Here is a 17,896-nt window from a genome sequence, read left to right as displayed (position 1 = left end):
CCGATTCGATGCCCGGACGCGGCGGCTGTGACAGGGTGGAGGGGTGACGATCGTTCCCCCCGCTTTCGATGAGCCGCGCCGCCCGGAGGGGCCGCGCGACCCCGGGGATGCCTGGGTCGTCGCCGACTCGGGGGAGCGGTACTGGGGGCGTTTCGGCGCTGCGGGGCTGTTGGCCGTGGATGCCGAACGCGGGGTGCTGCTGCAGCACCGCGTCGCCTGGAGCCATTTCGGCGGCACCTGGGGCCTGCCGGGCGGCGCGCTGCACGAGGGCGAGAGCTCGATCGTCGGCGCGTTGCGCGAGGCACGGGAAGAAGCGGGAGTGCCCGAGGGCGCCGTCCGCCCGAGATTCACCAGCGTGCTCGATCTCGAGATCTGGTCGTACACGACCGTCGTCGCCGATGTGCACACGCCCTTCGAGCCCGTGATCAGCGACCCGGAGAGCGTCGCGCTCGAGTGGGTGGCCATCGACGACGTGGAGTCCCGGCCGCTGCATCCCGGCTTCGCCCGCGCCTGGCCGGAGCTGCGCCGCCTTCTCGAAGAGCGCGTGGCCCTCGTCGTCGATGCGGCCAACGTGGTCGGGTCGGTTCCCGACGGTTGGTGGAAGGATCGTGCCGGCGCCGCCGAGCGACTGGCCGGGCGGCTGGACGGCGTCGCAATCGCAGCGCCCGAGCTGGGTATCGGCGGAACCGAATGGTTCCCGGAGGTGTCGCTCGTGGTCGAGGGCCAGGCGCGGGCGCTCGACGCGCATCCGCCCGGAGTCTCGATCGTGCGCGCGGATGCCGCCGGTGACGACGCCATCGTCGCCGAGGTCGAGAAGCGCGTCGGTTCCGGAGCGAACGTCTTCGGGGTCACGAGCGACCGCGAGCTAGCCGACCGCATCCGGCGGACCGAGCCGGCGCAGGTGCGCTCGGCTGGATGGCTGCTCGAGCGACTCTGAACGAGTCCGCCCCTGTGGTGTTCCCGGAGTGAACGTCAGCGGAGGAAGTCGTCCGATCCGCGCTCGGACCGTGCGTGCAGGCGATCGATCTCCCGGCGTTCGCGTTTGGTCGGGCGTCCGGCCCCGCGGTCGCGGAGGCCGAGCGCCGCCTGCGGCTCGCGCTCGGGGGTTCTGTCGTCGTAGGCGACGGCGGCGAGGGGTGCGCCGACGCGCTTGACGAGCAGCTGCCGCACGAAGAGGATGCGGTCGAATCCGGCGATGCGGATGCGCACCTCATCGCCGATCTTGAGAGCCTGCGCCGCCTTGATCTTGTCGCCGTTGACGCGCACATGCCCCGCGCGGCAGGCCGTGGTCGCAGCGGAGCGGGTCTTGTAGACGCGCACGGCCCAGAGCCAGCTGTCGACGCGTGCGGTGGTGCTCATGGTGTGCTCCTGCGGGTGAGAGCGGCGATGGTGCCGGCGATGAGGAGGCCCTGGCCGAGCGTGTAGGTCAGCATCACGAGGGGACTGCCCCAGGGGGAGACAACTTCGGGAAGGAAGAGGCGGAAGGCGAGGATCGAGTCGCTCGCGAGGAAGAAGGCGCCGCCGACCGCGATGGTCGAGGTGCCGCGTGCCGAACTGGCCGCGGTCCCCGCGAGGACGAGGCCGTAGATCGCCAGAGCGAGGAGGAGTCCGTCGGTGTGCGGCCCGAGAATCGTCAGCATCGCGATCCACCAGACGGCGTAGACCAGCGTCCACCACGGCAGCGGCCTCTGGGCAAGGAGCCGAAGGAAGAGCGCGATGTAGGCCAGGTGAGCAAGACCGAAGAAGCCGAGCATCAGCGGCAGCTCGGGAAGCGCGGGGAAGAAGGCGCCCGCGCTGTCGCCCAGCCACGAGAGGACGAGCGCCGCAGCCAGGAGCCACGTGGCCTGCGGGGATCCGATCCGCCGCGCGAAGACGATCAGCGGGACGGCCAGTAGCGGCATCAGCAGGATCTTCGTCGGTCCCGCCGCCGGGCTGTCGATGGCCAGAAGGATGACGTGCACGACCGAGACGATGGCGTAGGGCGTGAAGGCCCAGACCAGCGCGGGGGAGAGGACGCGTCGGTGCATCTCCCCATCGTAGAGTCGCGGCGGGCCGGCGGACGGGTCAGGACTCGATAGGTCAGGACTCGACGGTGACGTGCGTGATGGTGTCGTCATCGCCGAGATGGGCGGCGGGCCAGTAGCCCTCGGGGAAGTGCGTGCCGCAGGTGTCGGTCAGGTGGAGCACGATCGTGCCGTCGGCGGACGCCTCGATTGCCTCGAGGGCCAGGTCGGATGCCGCTTCGTCGAACTCGAACGGTTCGGGGTCGCCCTGGCTGAAGGCCGTGACCACCGCATCGGATGCGCGGCGCTGAATCGAGTCGATGTCGGCGACGACGGCGCGGAGGCGGGGGAGTCGTGCGCGGGATTCCTCGGCCGACGTCCCCTCGAGCATGAGCTCGATCGAGGAGTCGTCGCGGACGAGCGATCCGCCGTACCAGTCGTGCGTGAGCACCGTGCCGTCGGTGAGTTCGGTCGTCGCGCGGGTGAAGGTGCCGAGTTCGGCGTCGTCGATGATCGGATGCTCGTCGCTCATGTCTCCACGCTATCGCTCGACGCAGGTACGTCGGGGTTCATTTCGAGAGGTCGAGTGTCACGAGTGGACGCCCGGTCTTCAGCTCGCCGCGCGGGCGGAACCCCTCGGAGAGGAACGTCGTGAGCATGCCGTGGAACAGTTCGTTCGCGTGCTGCTTCGTGCCGCCGGTGTCGACGGGGTATCCCTCGATCAGACGGGCCCCCGCCGTGCGGGCATAGCCGACGGCCGCGTGCAGCAGGGCGCCGTTGAGGCCCTGTCCCCGGTGCTCGCGTCGCACGACGAAGCAGGTCACGGCCCAGACCGAGTCATCGTCGAACGGCTCTTCGGTGGCGGCGGCGATCGCGCGGGTGTGCTCCAGGCGGCGCTGCACGGTTCGCGGGCCGATGCGGATCCATCCGGCGGCCTCGCCGTCGACGTAGGCGATCAGTCCCGGCGGCGGCCCCGCGTCGATCTCTTCGCGGAGCATCGTCGTGCGCTCGGGCGTGGTCGTCTCGTTCCAGTCCTTATTGCGCAGCATCGGCCAGATGCACTGACAGCTGGCGCCGTCACCGCCTCCGGTCAGCGCGCGCTGCACGTCGTCCCACCGGGCGCTGGTGGCCAACTCGGTCGTGATCGTGGTCATGGGCGGCACGCTACGCCGGGTATCCGACACTCGCAACGCCGGTGGTTCGCGGAGGCCCCGGCGTCAGGCTAAGATGGATGAGTTGCCTGCGCGAGAGTGCAGAACAACGGGCTGTGGCGCAGCTTGGTAGCGCACTTGACTGGGGGTCAAGGGGTCGCAGGTTCAAATCCTGTCAGCCCGACCGATAAAGAGGCCCGGAATCGCGCGGAAGTCGCGAGGTTCCGGGCCTCTGTTGTATCCGCCGCCGTGCCGTGGTTGTGCACTGCGTTGTGCAGTTGCTCGCGGGACGAGCGCCGAAGCGCTCTCCGCAGCGCACCGAGCGGCGTCGCCGATCAGGTGCGGGTAGATGTCGCTAGCGACCAAAATCGACGAGTGGCCGAGCCGTCTCGCCACGAGTGCGATGTCGGCTCCGCTCTCGAGCAGCAGCGATGCGGGCATGCGCTGTAAGCCGTGCATCGTCATATCAGGTAGGCCGACATCGCGGCGCAGCGATAGGGGGTGACTACTCCCTAGCACTGGACATCACTGCTCATCACGGTTGAGGGTTCTCTGGAGGTCAGGGGTTGCAGTTTCAGATCCTCTCAACCGGCAGAAAAGCCGTGATGAGACGCAAGTTTCACCCTAATGCGGCAAAGGTCAGATGCCGGTCTGGGGGGACTCGCCTGTGACTTTCGTCGAGGCGTGCCCGAGAAGACTTGGAGCACATGGAGTGGGACACCGGCGCGGCAAGCATGTGCACGAAACTCATCAACAGCGGTGCGGTTGGGGGCACTTGATCGTGCTGTTGTCGGTGTGAAACGCGCTGAAGTTCATCGTGGTGGGGCTGATCAGCTTCAGTCTGCTGATCTATGCGCGCATTCGCGAGTGCGCCGATCAGATGGTGTGGACCGATTCAGTGGGGCATGCCTGGCGTGTTCTGCTCGACATCAGGAGACCGGATCGGGCATTCTGGTGAAACGATAATCATCTCAGCAGGAGCGCAGCGCTGGCGGTCCTTCAGTAAAGGACCGCGAATGACCCAGCAGACTGCGCCCACAGACTCCAGCGATGAGCAGAAGGGCTCGTTAGCTCCGATGCGGGTCTCTCGCATCGAGGTGCGCAACTTCCGTTTACTGCGAGAAGTCGACATCGACCTTGATAGTCGCACGACCGTGCTGGTTGGCAGGAACAACAGTGGCAAGACCACTCTCGCTGAGGCGTTTACTCGCTTTCTGCAGCCATCAACATTGAACTTCACCGTGGCCGACTTCTCCGCCGAGAGCTACCCGGAATTCCTGGAAGCATGGAAGGCCTACGCGATAGGAGACGAAGAAGTCGCGAGGAGTCTTCTCCCCGAGATCTCCCTCACCGTGGAGATCTCGTATTCGAAGGAGCTGCCCGAGTATGGGCCTCTAGCTGCAGCAATCGTCGATCTCGACCCCGACTGCACAACAGCGATGATCCGCTTGAGCTACTCACTCGAAGGTGGACGCTTGTCGGACTTCTTCGAGGGGCTCGCAGTCGACCCGAACACGGGTGACGAACCGGATGTCGAGCGCGTGCTGGGGTTGGTCGGAGACCGAGTTCAAGGAATGTTCGCACGGTCAGTCACCGCAATCGACCCAGGAGATGCATCCAACACGCGTGTCATCGCACTAGAGGCGATGCGGCGCATCCTCACCGTTCACTTCTTGAAAGCTCAGCGCGGACTCGATGACGAGAAGGAACGACCGAAAGACCTGATCGGCAGCATTTTCCAGAGCCTGTTTGACGCCGCATCCAAAGCGAACGAAGGAACTGCCCAAAAAGAAACTGCCGATGCGCTCACCGAAGCCGTATCTGGCATTGAGCAGGATCTGGGCACCAGAGTCAGCGAAATGGTGAAGGGAATCATCCCAGCACTTCGGACCTTCGGATACCCCGGTCTCACAGACCCTGGCCTCAAAGCAGAGACGACTCTCGACATCGAGCGTCTGCTGGGGAACCACACCAGCATTCGTTACGACGGCGTAGCTGGGGTTTCACTTCCTGAGTCGTATAGCGGTCTAGGGTCTCGTAACCTCATCCTGATGCTGCTCACGCTTCTTAGCTACTACCGGGAGTATGCGACGAGAGGAAACATCCCTGGGCTGCACTTGGTCTTCATCGAAGAGCCTGAAGCGCATCTTCATCCGCAGATGCAGGAGGTGTTCATCGAGCAGCTCGCCTCGGTCGCTGAGCTTTTCCCGGGCTTGGACGAACAAACGCATCCTTGGTGGCCTCAGTTCGCGGTGTCAACACACTCTTCCCATGTTGCCAACCGTGCGGACTTCTCAACGATCCGATATTTCCGTGTCGAGAACGACCCAAAGGATGGCCCCGGCCACCACGCCAATGTCCTCGACCTCACTGACGCTGAGGGCCTCGACAAGAAGTTTCTACACCAGTACCTGACCCTCACCCGCTCCGACCTTTTTTTCGCCGACAAAGCCATACTTGTGGAAGGCACGAGCGAACGGCTGATCGTTCCTGCGGCCATCAGAAACGCCAAGCTCAGGCTCAACAGCCAGTACGTTGCACTCATGGAAGTGGGAGGCGCATACGCTCACATCTTCTTCCCGCTCCTTGACTTCCTTCGTATTCCAACACTTATCATCACCGACATCGATGCGATAGGCCAGGTCGAAGGCAAGAGTCGAGACGGCGCAACGACTGTTCACGAAGGTACATCAACAAGCAACGCAACCATCAAGAAGTGGTTCCCCGCCTCCGACGATCAGAACCCAACTGCCTTGTTGGACGCTGCTGAGACGGACGCCATCATCAGTGGCAAGCGGTACCTTGCATTCCAAGTTCCTGAGAGCGAAGGGAAAGCCTGTGGCCGCACCTTCGAGGACGCCTTCCTGCTCGCTAACCCCTCTGCTGGAGGGCTCACGCTCACGGGCGATATCAGCGAGGACGAGGCCCGCGTTCGCGAGGCTGTGGACGGTCTGAAGAAGAGCGACTTCGCTTTGCGATTCGCCGTTGAGGAGGAGGGTTGGAAGACCCCTCGATACATTCAACGAGGACTCGACTGGTTACTGAATTACTCCACCGCGGTTGAACCCGTGGCTGAGGCCCCGAGCGACTCGGGAGTGGTTGTTCGATGACCGCTCCGGAGAACACCGTTGCTCACAACGCCGAGCGAGCGAGCGAGGAAGCTCTAGCGGACCTCTTTGCTGCGCTCGATAGTCGCAGGAACTTCAAACTTGAAGCGGGGGCAGGAGCAGGCAAGACCTACTCGCTGGTCCAAGCTCTGCGACGCATACTGAAAAACAAGTCCGTCTACCTTCCCCGCAGCGATCAAAGAGTCGCCTGTCTCACTTACACCAAGGTTGCCCGCGACGAGATCAAAGCAAGAACTGATGACGATCCCGCCATCTTCGCCGATACCCTCCACGGCTTCCTGTGGGAGATGATCAGTCCATACCAGAAGGCTCTCTCGGTGGCCCTCCACGCCTCAGAGAGTTGGAAAGACCGCCTTGCGGAGACCCCAGAGACTACTGGGCTGGCGATTGAGTACGAACTTGGAATTCGCGGCGTTCATGATGATCGAATAACGCTCCATCACAATGACATCCCAGAGTTCGCGATTCAGCTCTTCGGCAATGAGAAGTTCCGGTCGCTCATCACCGACCGATTCCCTGTCATCTTTATTGATGAGTACCAAGATACCCCGTCTGGGCTTGCTGAAGGAGTGCTATCTGGTCACGGAGAAGACCGTACAAGCCCTGTCGTTGGTTTCTTCGGTGACCACTGGCAACAGATCTATGACAGGACATGTGGTTCGATCGAGCATCCTTCGCTCACATCGATCCCGAAGAACGCCAACTTCCGATCGGACAGATCGGTCGTCAGGTTCCTGAACAAGCTACGCCCGGAGCTTCCTCAGGCGCCTCGAGCCGATGCCGGTGAGGGCACAGTCACGGTGTATCACTCCAACTCCTGGCCGGGCGTCCGTCAAGGCAGAAATTGGAAGGGCCAGATCTCCCAAGAGGCAACCCAAGCATGTCTGGAATGGCTCCAATACGCGTCCCCAAGCAGCACATGGATCCAGGACTCAGAGGATCTGAAGATCCTAATGCTCACGCACGCGACGATCGCGAACGAACTCGGCTACCCGAGCCTTCCAGGGGTATTCGGCTCCAACGACGCCTTTGCCAACAAGGAAGACCCGGTGATCGAGTACCTTGTCGATATTGTCGAACCCGCCATGCAGGCGTTCTCCGAGCACAAATACGGCGAGTTGTTCCGCCTCCTGGGGAGCAAGAAGCCAACGCTCAATGCACCGAAGGATAAGCATCGCTGGTCGGATTACTTCGATTCGGTCATCTCGACCAGTCGTTCGGGCACGATCGGGGACGTGTTGGACCTCTTGAACTCGCAGATTCTCTTCTCCTTACCCGCACGAGTGGCCAAGAGACAGCGCGAGTTGCGGGAGGCGCTCCTGGCTCTCGGCACGGGAGAGGAACTTCGAGAGCCACGAAAGCTGGTTGAGCATCAGGCGCTACGCTCCGTGCCGTATGCCGAAGTTCGCGCGCTTCGCTCGTACTTGGAACACAGCACCGTTTTCTCAACCAAACACTCTGTAAAGGGCGCAGAGTTTGACGACGTGATCGTACTTGTCGGGCGCGGCTGGACCAAGTACGACTTCGCCAAGATGATCGCTGCCCACGCTCCGCAGAGCAATCCAGAACTTAGGCAGGTCGGGAGTTTTCAGCACTCACGCAACCTTTTCTACGTCTCCGCTTCGCGAGCAAAACACAACCTTGCGCTGCTGTTCGTTCAAGAACTCAGCGACGATGCAATCGCGGTACTCGAGGACTGGGCAGGACAGGTGAATGTGATCTCGATTGAGTTCGACGAGGCTGGAACACCACGATCGCTCTCCGCGTAGGAATTTCCAGGGGCATGCTATCTTCATGATTTAACAATCAGTTGACGATGCGGGTGCGGCAGGACGGTCGTCCGGAGACATAGGCACAGGCGACGGCGGGGAGCGACGCCGTCGGCAGTCACCCCGCTATCGTGACGCCGACGAAGCCGCAGGCGAGAAACCGACCGAGCTGCTGCGACGGGAGTGCGGATCAGGCGTCGATGCGCGGACGCCTCCGCAGCAGAAGCGCGGTCGCTCCGAGAACCAGTAGAACGCCGGCCAACGGCCCGGCGCCGAGATCGAGTCCGCTCTCGGCGAGCTCCGGTGAAACGGGTGCCGGAGGTGCTCCGACGGCCGGTCCTGCCGGCGGTGCGGCGACGACCGCGGGCGCGATCGTGATCTCATACGCGACCACGACATCGGGCGAGGTCCCGTTGCTCACCACGACGGTGAAGGGGAAGGTGCCGGGTGCGGTCGGCGTTCCGGTGATGACGCCGGTGATCCCATCGAGCGCGAGTCCGGGAGGCAGGGAGCCCTCGGCGATCGCGTATGTCGGAGCCGGGGTACCGGTGGCGGTGATCGTATGCGTGTAGTCCACACCGGTCTCGCCGTTCGCCGGTGCGCCGGATGTGACCTCGGGGCTTGTGCTCACCGTGCCGGGAGCAGAGCAGCCACTCGGTGCGACGATGACGTTGTCATCGAGGGTCACGGCGCCGGTGCGGGCCAGCAACCTGCCCTCGATGGTCGCGGCGGTCTGCGCCGTGACGGAGACGTCTGCCATGACGGTGCCGATGAACTGAGCTGCCGAGCCGATCGTGGCGGACGACCCCACCTGCCAGAACACGTTGCAGGCGCTCGCACCGCCGGTCAGGATGATGGTCGCGCCGGTCCCGATCGTGAGAGTGGATGCGGCCTGGAAGACCCAGACGGACCCTGCCGTACCCTCGAGCGTGAGTGCACCCGAAAGCGAGAGCTCGCCACCCGCGTAGACGCCAGGGGTGAGCGAGGCCCCCGCGAGATCGCCCAGCCCGGACACGGTCGGCGTCAGGCCAGCTGCGACATCGTATGCCGTCGTCAGATCGACCTGCGCCTGGGCGGCGACGGCGTCGGTCTGGTGCACAGTGCCGTTCACGGTTCCCGGAGGGAAGCCGGTGATCGAGGTCTCGGGGCTGAGTCCGAGATCGCCGTCGAGTACCGAGGGCCCGGTGTTGGTGACCGCCGCGGCTGCCAGCACGGCGAACGGGGTTGCGGTACCGAGATCGATCGGGCCGTCGATCGTCGTGTCGGCGGATGCCGCGCTCGGGGAGGAGACGAGAAGGACGGCGGCGACGGCCGCCGCGAGGATGGTGGCGGGTCTACGTGAGGGGAACATGACGTTCCTTCCGTTCAGGAGGGCTCGTCATCGACGGGGGTCAACAGGTCGGCACCTCCCGCCTGTCTATCACCGATATATCAATGCTCCCGATCTGGGCGGAACTGACCACTCAATCGTGACCTGGGCGCTCCCGCGCTCACGGACTCAGCATCCCCATTCCTCCCGCTCCTAGACTGGGCCGCACGGCGCCTGTGCCGAGGAGGACCGGATGGACCACGAATCACTTTCCGACGCCAAGCCCTGGCTGAATGCCTACGCCGAGGGCGTTCCGCACGAGATCGACGAGGTGACTCAGACCCTCCCCGAGATGCTCCGGCAGAGCGCCAAGAAGCACGCGAAGCGTACGGCGCTCGAGTTCTTCGGCGCGCGCACCAGCTATGCCGATCTTGACGAGCGGGTCAGGCGCGCGGCCGCCGGTCTCCGGAGCCTCGGCGTGCGAAAGGGAGACCGGGTCGCTCTCGTTCTCCCGAACTGCCCTCAGCACGTCGTCGCCTTCTACGCGGCGCTGCGACTCGGCGCGATCGTCGTCGAGCACAACCCGCTCTACACGCCGCGCGAGCTGCGCCATCAGTTCGAGGATCACGGTGCGACGTTCGCCATCGTGTGGAACAAGGTCGCCGACACCGTTGCAGCGTTCCCGTCCGACGTGCGCCCGGCGCACATCCTCACCGTCGATCTGACGCGGGCGATGCCGGCCGCGCAGCGCCTGGCGCTGCGTCTGCCGGTCCGACGAGCGCGCGACGCACGCGCGGCCCTGACCGCCAAGGCGCCGCGGGGTCGCGGCATCCGCGAGTGGGAGAGCATCGAGCGATCCCGGCCACTGCCGCGGCGCGCACCCGGCCCCGAACTCGACGACATCGCCCTGCTGCAGTACACGAGCGGAACCACCGGCGAGCCCAAGGGTGCGATGCTCACCCATCGCAACCTCCGCGCGAACGCGATGCAGGGTCGTGCCTGGCTGCCCGGCCTCCGCGAGGGGGAGGAGACGGTCTACGGAGTGCTGCCGCTGTTCCACGCCTACGGGATGACGCTCTGCCTGACGTTCGCGATGGGCATCGGAGCCAAGCTCGTGCTGTTCCCGACGTTCGACGTCGGTCTCGTCTCGACGGCCGTGCGCAAGTCTCCGCCCACGTTCCTCCCCGCAGTGCCGCCGATCTACGACCGTCTGACCCGTGCGGCATCCCGCGACGGCCTCGATCTCTCGACCGTGCGATTCGCGATCTCGGGGGCGATGAGCCTGCCCGTGTCGACGGTCGCACGCTGGGAGGAGGTCACCGGCGGCCTCCTCGTGGAGGGCTACGGGATGACCGAGACCTCGCCCGTCGCCCTCGGCAACCCCGTCGGCCCGACGCGGCGTCCCGGAACCGTCGGCGTCCCGTTCCCGAGCACGACCATCCGGGTGGTCGATCCCGACGATCCGCAGATCGACGTGGCAGCCGGTGATCCGGGCGAGTTGCTCATCCACGGGCCGCAGGTGTTCTCGGGCTATTGGGGGCGCCCGGAGGAGACGGCCGAGACCCTCTTGCCGGGAGGTTGGGTGCGCACCGGAGACATCGTCACCGTGTCGGAGGACGGCTTCGTGACGGTGGTCGATCGCCGTAAAGAGCTCATCATCACCGGAGGATTCAACGTCTCGCCCAGCGAGGTGGAGGAGGCGCTGCGGTCGCACCCGGACGTGGAGGATGCCGCGGTCGTGGCTCTCCCGCGCGGCGATGGTGCCGAGATGGTGGCGGCCGCGGTCGTGCTGCACGGCTCGGCGGCGATCGAGATGGAGGCGCTCCGCGACTACTGCCGCACCCGGCTCGCGGCCTACAAGGTTCCGCGACGGATCGTGCCGATGGACGATCTGCCCCGGTCGCTGATCGGGAAGGTTCTCCGGAAGGACGTCCGTCAGCGGATGCTCCAGGAGGAGATCTAGCGCGACGGGGGATGAGCCCTCTCGAGTCGTCTGCCCCACGCAGGTCTTCTCGAGAGGGCTTCACCGTCCTCCCGGACGGTGGGGAGGCGGCGATGAAAACTCGCTGCTCTCTCTTGGGGCTGATTCCCCAGTCCTCAGCCCCTGTAGCCCCCGCTACGCATATCAGAATATCCCGAAATTGTCTTGTCCGCCATTTGGGGGACAAACTTTTTTGAAAGTCGTGATTTTCCGGGGTCCCTACCGCCTCGAGCGGATGCTTCCTAAGGTGGAGTCATGGACAGATCGATCGTGTTTCCGGGGCAGATCGCCATCGCGCAGGGCCACCGCGTCGAGGTGACCGAGCAGCTCGATCCGCTCAGTGGCGAGACGCTCGCGATCGCCGTTCGCGATCTCGAGACGAACATCCGCTACCGGCTCGTCGAAGAGGCTGCCGGTGTCGATGAGGTGCGTTGGCTGGGCAGGGTGCTGGACTGCGCGATCGGCGTGTCGTCGACCGGCTCGCGCACGGAGCTGCGTCTGGATGTCCGCGGGCCGGGTCCGGTCGGCGCGAAGGTCGCGCTGCGCGAGGCGGATGCCGCAGCCGATGCCGCCAAAGCCGAAGCCGACCGCTGGGGCGGATCCGATCGCCCGCCGCCCGTCGAGGAGTCCGAGCGCTTCTGGTGAGTGGACGACCCTCCGGCGCACGGGTACTCATCGGAAGTCCCGCGAGCGGTGGGAGAGGCCGGTGCGCAGATCGTCGAAGGCATCCGCGAGCACATTGATGACCCCTTCCTCGGATCGTTCGAGGATTCCCCGGATGATCAGTGCGGGGGAGTCCCGAGCGACCCGGCGGTAGCGGTTCCAGACGCCCGCCGAGCAGATGATGTTGACGAGTCCCGTCTCGTCTTCGAGATTCACGAAGGTCACGCCCGCCGCGGTCGCCGGTCGCTGGCGGTGGGTGACGAGGCCGGCGACCTCGACACGGCGGCCCGTCTCGTGGGTGCGCAGATCGGCGGAGGTGAGCACGCCGCGCTCGCCCAACGCCGCGCGGAAGTGCAGCATCGGGTGGTCGTCGGTCGAGACCCCGGTGGCCCACAGATCGGCGGAGAGGCGTTCGTAGCTGCTCTGATCGGCGAACAGGGGAGGCTGCACCGACACGCTGGTCCCCGGCAGGAAGCGGGAGCGGTCATCGGCCGCCGCGCCCGCGAGCCAGATGGCCTCTCGGCGCTCCAGCCCGAGGCAGGCGAATGCCCCGGCGGTCGCGAGCGCCTCGAGCTGCGCGGCCGTGGCATCCGTGCGCCGCACGAGATCGTTCAGATCGCGATACGGGCCGTGCGCCTCGCGCTCCGCGACGATCCGCTCGGCCATCGGCACCCCGATCCCACGCACCCCGCTGAGCCCCATCCGCACGGCGTAGCCGCCATCGCGACGGTGAGCATCGGATTCGTCCGGGGCATCGCGGTCGAAGCGCAGCGTCGGCGGCTGGGGCATGACGCGGCAGGAGTCGCGGCCCGTCGGCATCCGGCCCTCTGCTCCGGTGAGCGGTTCGAGCGTCTCGGTGGCCCCGGAGACCTGCAGATCGGGGCGCCGCACTTCCACGCCGTGCCGACGGGCATCCGCCGTCAGCGTCGCCGCGGAGTAGAACCCCATGGGCTGCGAACGCAGGAGGCCGGCGAGGAAGGCAGCGGGGTAGTGCAGCTTCAGCCAGGAGCTGGCGTAGACCAGGAGGGCGAACGACAGGGAGTGCGACTCCGCGAAACCGAAGTTCGCGAACGCCTGGATCTGCGCGTAGATGCGATCGGATGCCGCCTCATCGAGTCCGCGTCGTGCCATGCCCGCGTAGAGCTTCTCGCGCACCTTCTCGATCTTCTCCAGGCCCCGCTTGGATCCCATCGCCCGACGGAGCAGGTCGGCCTCGTCGGCGGTGCAGTCGCCGACCGCGGTCGCCATCTGGATCAGCTGTTCCTGGAAGATCGGGATGCCCAGGGTGCGCTTCAGGATCGACTCGAGATCCGCGTGCGGATAGGGGATCGGGAAGTCGACGGGCGCCTCACCTCGGGCCGCGCGTTCCCTGTTCTCCTCGTCGACCCTGTCCTTCGCCATCTTGCGCTGCACGAACGGGTGCACCGCCCCACCCTGGATGGGGCCCGGACGGATGAGGGCGATCTGGATCGCGAGGTCGTAGAAGCTCCGTGGTTGCAAGCGGGGCAGCAACCCGATCTGCGCCCGGGACTCCACCTGGAAGACACCGATCGAGTCGGCGCGGCAGAGCATGTCGTAGACGCCGGGCTCCTCCTTGGGCAGGGTCTCTAGCGTCCAGAGCTCGCCCGTCGCCTCGTGGATCAGGTCGAAGCAGTGCTGCAGGGCCGCCAGCATCCCGAGACCCAGCAGGTCGAACTTCACCAGGCCCATGAACGCCGCGTCGTCCTTGTCCCATTGGATGACGGTCCTGTTCTCCATGCGCGCGTGCTCGACCGGAACGACCTCACCGACCGGACGCGCAGTGAGCACCATCCCGCCCGAATGGATGCCGAGGTGGCGCGGCGCCTTCATCAGCTCACCGGCGTAGGCGAGAACGTTCTCGGGGATGTCGTGCCCTTCTGCGGGCTCCAGCCCGGCACCCCAGCCGTCGACCTGCCGCGACCACGAGTCCTGCTGTCCCGGGGAGTGCCCGAGCGCCCTGGCCATGTCGCGCACGGCGTTCTTCGGCCGGTACTGGATCACGTTCGCCACCTGTGCGGCGCGTTCCCGGCCGTACTCGGCGTACACCCACTGGATGATCTCCTCGCGGCGCCGCGAGTCGAAGTCGACGTCGATGTCGGGCTCCTCCTGACGGGTCGTCGCGAGGAACCTCTCGAAGGGCAGCCCGTACAGGATGGGGTCGACGGCGGTGATCCCCAACAGGTAGCAGACCGCGCTCGCCGCGGCCGACCCGCGCCCCTGGCAGAGGATGCCTCGGCGACGGGCCTCGGCGACGATGCCGTGAACGATGAGGAAGTAGCCGGGGAAGTCCTTCTCCTCGATCACGTTCAGTTCGCGTTCGATCCGACTCCGCCCGGCGTCGTCGATGCGGGGGTACTTCGAGGGCACGGCGTCCCAGACGAGTCGGCGCAGCCAGCTCATCGGGGTGTGCCCCTCGGGGACCTTCTGCCGGGGAAGGGCGGGGCGGGCGAGACGCAGGGGGAAGGCGGATGCCGCGGCCAGCTCGAGCCCCGAGGAGATGGCTCCGGGGTACCGCCGGAAGCGCGCCGTCATCTCGGCGCCGCTGCGCAGATGCGCGCCCCCGTGCGCGGGGAGCCATCCATCGAGCTCATCCATGCTGCGCACCGCCCGGACCGCGGCGACGGCCTCGGCGAGCGGCGCCTGCTGTGGGGCGGCGTAGTGCACGTTGTTCGTCGCGACGACGGGGAGGTGCATCCGTCCCGCCAACTCCGCGAGCACGTCGTTGCGGCGGGTGTCGAGCGGATCTCCGTGGTCGAAGAGCTCGACGGCGACGTGCTCTGGGCCGAAGAGGTCGACGAGGTGCTGCAACGGTGCCCGGGCGTCACCGCGTTCGAGCCCCTGACGCACCGCACCTTTGCGGCATCCGGTCAGGATGGTCCAGTGGCCTCCGGCGCTCGCCGCGAGCTCGTCGAGATCGTAGACGGGGCGGCCCTTCTCACCGCCCCGCAGCTGCGCGGCGGTGATGACTCCGGAGAGCCGGTGGTAGCCCTCCATCCCGCGGGCGAGGACGAGCAGGTGCTCGCCGACCGGATCGGGCGTGCCGCGTTGCGGGGCCGGGAGATCGAGCGACAGTTCTGCTCCGAAGACGGTCTGCAGCCGGACGTCCATGAGCTCGGCGACCTCGGCGAAGCGCGCGGCACCGTAGAAGCCGTCGTGGTCGGTGAGCGCGAGGGCGCTGAGTCCGAGGCGCTCGGCCTCGATCAGGAGCGCCTCGGGGGAGGACGCGCCGTCGAGGAACGAGTACGAGGAGTGGGCGTGCAACTCTGCGTAGGGCACGGCGTCATCGGGGCGCGGCACGGACGACGGCGGGATACTCTTGCGTCGCCTGCTCACCGGGCCCGGATCGGCCCGCGCCCCGGAGGGCTCGGCGCTCGCGGGCGGTGGCTCGCCGCTCAGAGTGCGAGCCAGCTCGCCCCACTTCAGAGGCGGGTTGTGGAAGCCCATCAGCGGTACCGCCCCTCGGCCCACCAGCGCCCACCGGCGCAGAACACCAGCCAGGCGCGATCCCGGTCATCGATGACCTGGAAGCGATGCCCCTTCTTACCTCCGCCCGAGGCCCAGCGACGCTCATGAACGGGCCAGGGTCCTGCCCACGCGTGCACGGCGGTGCCGTCGATGAACGCGGGATCGGAGGAGAGGGCTCCGCGCTCGTCGATGCGGATCGCGGCACCGTCGGCTCCGGTGACCCCGAGGGGACGGGGCGGGCGGAAGACCTCGGCGGGAAGCGGATCGGGCAGGCTCCCGGGCCAGGGGGAGGCGGGGTCGCGCGGAGCGACCGCGCGCTCACCCCAGGGAGTGAGCACCTGGCGGTCGGCGAGCCACCGTCCGCCGGCGAGCGCGGCGGTGACCACGCCCTCATGCCCCAGCATGGTCTGCACGCGAGACACGGCGTGGTGCAGGCGTTCGTCCGTGCCGGAGCCGAAGAGCCCCGGCTGGTGGTGAGCGGCGTCATCGACCGCGACCGGCACGATCCGCACCGCCGAGATCCCGCCGAACGCCCGTGCCTCGTCGACGGGATCCTTCGCGGTCTGCGCCGCCAGCGCCTCCAGCTGCCAGCGCACCCGGTCGACCAGGTCGGAGGCGTCGAAGCACGAGGGGTGCAGCCACGGTCGGGAGAACACCTGCCCGTTGTCGTCGGTCAGGTCGATGCGCACCTCGGTGCAGACGACGGATGCCTCGCCCAGCGCGAGCATCACCGCATCGGCCGTCTGCCGCACGGCGAAGGCCACCTGATCCGCGCCACCCAATGGGGTCTCGAACTCCACGCTCCGCATCAGTTCGGGGTCGGGAGGGCGGGGCACGAGGCGCTGCGAGTCCGCGCCCGCGGCCAGCGCCCGGAGACGGGCGCCGCGCTCGCCGAAGCGATCGCGCACGTCGACGGGGCCGAGGGCGGCGAACTCTCCGAGCGTGCGGACGCCGAGGCGGAGGAGGAGGCCGGTGATCTGCTCGTCGCGCAGCACCTGCACGGGGAACGGTGCGAGGAACTCCCGTGCCTCACCCGGCGGCACGACGGTGCAGCGCTGCGGCCCGCGGGCGGCGGTCTCGGCGGTGAAGGGGCCGTCGCCGACGCCGATGCGCACCTCGGGGAACCCGGCCTCGGTGAGCTGCGTCACGAGCCAGGCCGCGGCAGCCTCCTCTCCGCCGTGATAGCGGGAGATCCCGCGAGCGCGAAGCACCGCGAGTCCCGGTCGCAGCAGTGTGACGCCGGGGGCGTGCTCCTCGATGAGCTGCAGTACGGGGAGGAAAGCACGCTCGTCGCGGTCGGGATCGTGGGGGAGCACGCGCAGGGAGGAGAGGCGCCCCTGCGCCTCGCGACGGCGCTGCCCGACCCGCACTCCGTGCTCGCGGGCGGAAGCGGTGCAGGCGACGACGATGTTCGCCTGCATCAGGGCCGTCGGCGGGTGCGGGAGCGCGTCGCCCAGTGCGGCGCGCAGCGGCCAGTCGGGGAACCACAGCACCAGGACGCGGAGAGGGGCGCTCATCCGGCATCCGCCCAACGGAGGAGCTCGGGCGCCGGCGCAGGGCTCTGCGTGCGCGCGGGCAGAGAGGGGAGCGCGGCGAGCTCGGTCGTCACGGACTCGAGCGCACCGTCACGCCCGGGCAGTCGCACGCGAACGCTGGAAGCGAGCGGACGTCGGCGGGTCTGCGCGGTCACGGTCACCGTGCGGTCGGACAGCAGCCCCCAGCCCGCGCCGAGGCCGTTCCACTGCGGGTCGTGCACGCGGATGGACCCCTCGCTCTGCGGCCAGACGCCGGTGACGAGCAACGTGGAGCCACGATCGCGCAGCCGGGCGCTCAGGCGGGAGACGTCGGCGTCGCGCAATCGTGTTCCGGGGTGCACGGCGATCAGCGGCACGACTTCGGCGAGGGCGGAGGTCGCGGCGAACCAGCGATCGCCGGGATCGGGCACCAGGATCAGCCGGTCGAGATCGATTCCGAAGCCCGCGGCCGCCTCGACGCCGAGCGTCGGCATACCGACGACGGCGCACCAGTGCCCCTTCTGCGATGCCGCGCTCAACAGGGCGAGGACGAGGCTCGGCGAGGGGGAGAGCGTGTACGCGGTGCCGGCGAGGAGACCTTCGTCGGGGAGGATGGAGGAGAGAGCGGGGTCGAGCGGGAGCACCGCCTGGTCGCTGCGGCGACGCTGCATCCGACTGATCTCGCGGCGCAGACGAAGCACCTCTCCCGCACGCGCATCGCTGTTCGGAGAGAGCGCGGTCACCGCATCGAGCCCGATCCCCATGGTTTCCATCCTCGAACGAATATTCGAATTAATCAAGTGATGGAGTCGATGCTAATTCGCACATCGGACATTGCGCGAACGGGAGTCCGGGCGGCAGGCCGAGGTTATCCACAGCGCCCCGCGGGACG

13 protein-coding genes and 1 tRNA gene are annotated in these 17,896 nt (G+C 66.9%); 6 read left to right on the top strand and 8 right to left on the bottom strand.

Going from position 1 to position 17,896, the window contains the following annotated elements:
* Window positions 1-43 precede the first annotated feature (43 nt).
* A complete protein-coding gene (locus ACZ5Y9_RS11900) occupies window positions 44-937 on the top strand; it encodes an NUDIX domain-containing protein (RefSeq protein ID WP_464471420.1) in 894 nt (297 codons plus the stop codon).
* Window positions 938-972: 35 nt separating this feature from the next.
* Here ACZ5Y9_RS11900 and ACZ5Y9_RS11895 read toward each other — a convergent pair whose 3' ends face one another.
* The 4 genes from ACZ5Y9_RS11895 to ACZ5Y9_RS11880 are packed head-to-tail and all read right to left on the bottom strand — an operon-like array spanning window position 973 to window position 3,157.
* The gene (locus tag ACZ5Y9_RS11895; RefSeq protein WP_247631919.1) at window positions 973-1,359 is read right to left on the bottom strand and encodes an RNA-binding S4 domain-containing protein; all 387 of its coding nucleotides are present in this window, start codon (window positions 1,357-1,359) and stop codon (window positions 973-975) included.
* Window positions 1,356-2,027, bottom strand: coding sequence for a lysoplasmalogenase family protein (locus ACZ5Y9_RS11890; protein WP_464471419.1), 672 nt, complete (start codon window positions 2,025-2,027; stop codon window positions 1,356-1,358). Before ACZ5Y9_RS11890 ends, ACZ5Y9_RS11895 begins: the two co-directional genes overlap by 4 nt.
* A gap of 52 nt (window positions 2,028-2,079) precedes the next feature.
* Window positions 2,080-2,535, bottom strand: coding sequence for a hypothetical protein (locus tag ACZ5Y9_RS11885; protein ID WP_464471418.1), 456 nt, complete (start codon window positions 2,533-2,535; stop codon window positions 2,080-2,082).
* 37 nt (window positions 2,536-2,572) lie between these two features.
* Window positions 2,573-3,157, bottom strand: a complete 585-nt coding sequence (locus ACZ5Y9_RS11880; protein ID WP_464471417.1) for a GNAT family N-acetyltransferase — start codon at window positions 3,155-3,157, stop codon at window positions 2,573-2,575.
* A 107-nt stretch (window positions 3,158-3,264) separates the two neighbouring features.
* On the opposite strand from ACZ5Y9_RS11880, the gene ACZ5Y9_RS11875 reads away from it, so the two are divergent.
* From ACZ5Y9_RS11875 to ACZ5Y9_RS11865, 3 genes are all read left to right on the top strand, one after another.
* Window positions 3,265-3,338, top strand: a tRNA-Pro gene (locus tag ACZ5Y9_RS11875).
* A gap of 832 nt (window positions 3,339-4,170) precedes the next feature.
* Window positions 4,171-6,264: an ATP-dependent nuclease gene (locus ACZ5Y9_RS11870; protein WP_464471416.1), complete on the top strand. Its 2,094-nt coding sequence runs from the start codon at window positions 4,171-4,173 to the stop codon at window positions 6,262-6,264.
* A complete protein-coding gene (locus ACZ5Y9_RS11865; protein WP_464471415.1) occupies window positions 6,261-8,051 on the top strand; it encodes a UvrD-helicase domain-containing protein in 1,791 nt (596 codons plus the stop codon). The genes ACZ5Y9_RS11870 and ACZ5Y9_RS11865 overlap by 4 nt, the downstream gene beginning before the upstream one ends.
* Window positions 8,052-8,241: 190 nt before the next feature.
* Here ACZ5Y9_RS11865 and ACZ5Y9_RS11860 read toward each other — a convergent pair whose 3' ends face one another.
* Window positions 8,242-9,402, bottom strand: coding sequence for an ice-binding family protein (locus tag ACZ5Y9_RS11860; RefSeq protein ID WP_464471414.1), 1,161 nt, complete (start codon window positions 9,400-9,402; stop codon window positions 8,242-8,244).
* Between the two features lie 211 nt (window positions 9,403-9,613).
* Here ACZ5Y9_RS11860 and ACZ5Y9_RS11855 point away from each other — a divergent pair, with 211 nt between their 5' ends.
* Entirely contained in the window at window positions 9,614-11,323 is a 1,710-nt protein-coding gene (locus ACZ5Y9_RS11855; RefSeq protein ID WP_464471413.1) for a long-chain-fatty-acid--CoA ligase, read from the top strand.
* Between the two features lie 273 nt (window positions 11,324-11,596).
* A complete protein-coding gene (locus tag ACZ5Y9_RS11850; protein WP_464471412.1) occupies window positions 11,597-11,986 on the top strand; it encodes a hypothetical protein in 390 nt (129 codons plus the stop codon).
* A 27-nt stretch (window positions 11,987-12,013) separates the two neighbouring features.
* Here the strand turns inward: ACZ5Y9_RS11850 and ACZ5Y9_RS11845 are convergent, their stop codons facing one another.
* The 3 genes from ACZ5Y9_RS11845 to ACZ5Y9_RS11835 are packed head-to-tail and all read right to left on the bottom strand — an operon-like array spanning window position 12,014 to window position 17,768.
* Complete coding sequence (locus ACZ5Y9_RS11845) at window positions 12,014-15,469, bottom strand: error-prone DNA polymerase (protein WP_464471411.1); 3,456 nt, start codon at window positions 15,467-15,469, stop codon at window positions 12,014-12,016.
* Window positions 15,469-17,007 carry a DNA polymerase Y family protein gene (locus tag ACZ5Y9_RS11840; RefSeq protein WP_247622055.1) on the bottom strand — a complete coding sequence of 513 codons (1,539 nt, stop codon included), beginning with the start codon at window positions 17,005-17,007 and terminating at the stop codon, window positions 15,469-15,471. The genes ACZ5Y9_RS11845 and ACZ5Y9_RS11840 overlap by 1 nt, the downstream gene beginning before the upstream one ends.
* Complete coding sequence (locus ACZ5Y9_RS11835; protein WP_464471410.1) at window positions 17,004-17,768, bottom strand: hypothetical protein; 765 nt, start codon at window positions 17,766-17,768, stop codon at window positions 17,004-17,006. Before ACZ5Y9_RS11835 ends, ACZ5Y9_RS11840 begins: the two co-directional genes overlap by 4 nt.
* Window positions 17,769-17,896 lie beyond the last annotated feature (128 nt).

The organism is Microbacterium sp. T3-8 (assembly GCF_055398145.1).
The sequence above is the reverse complement of the archived record's forward strand: the minus strand, read 5'-3'. Positions and strand labels throughout refer to the sequence as shown.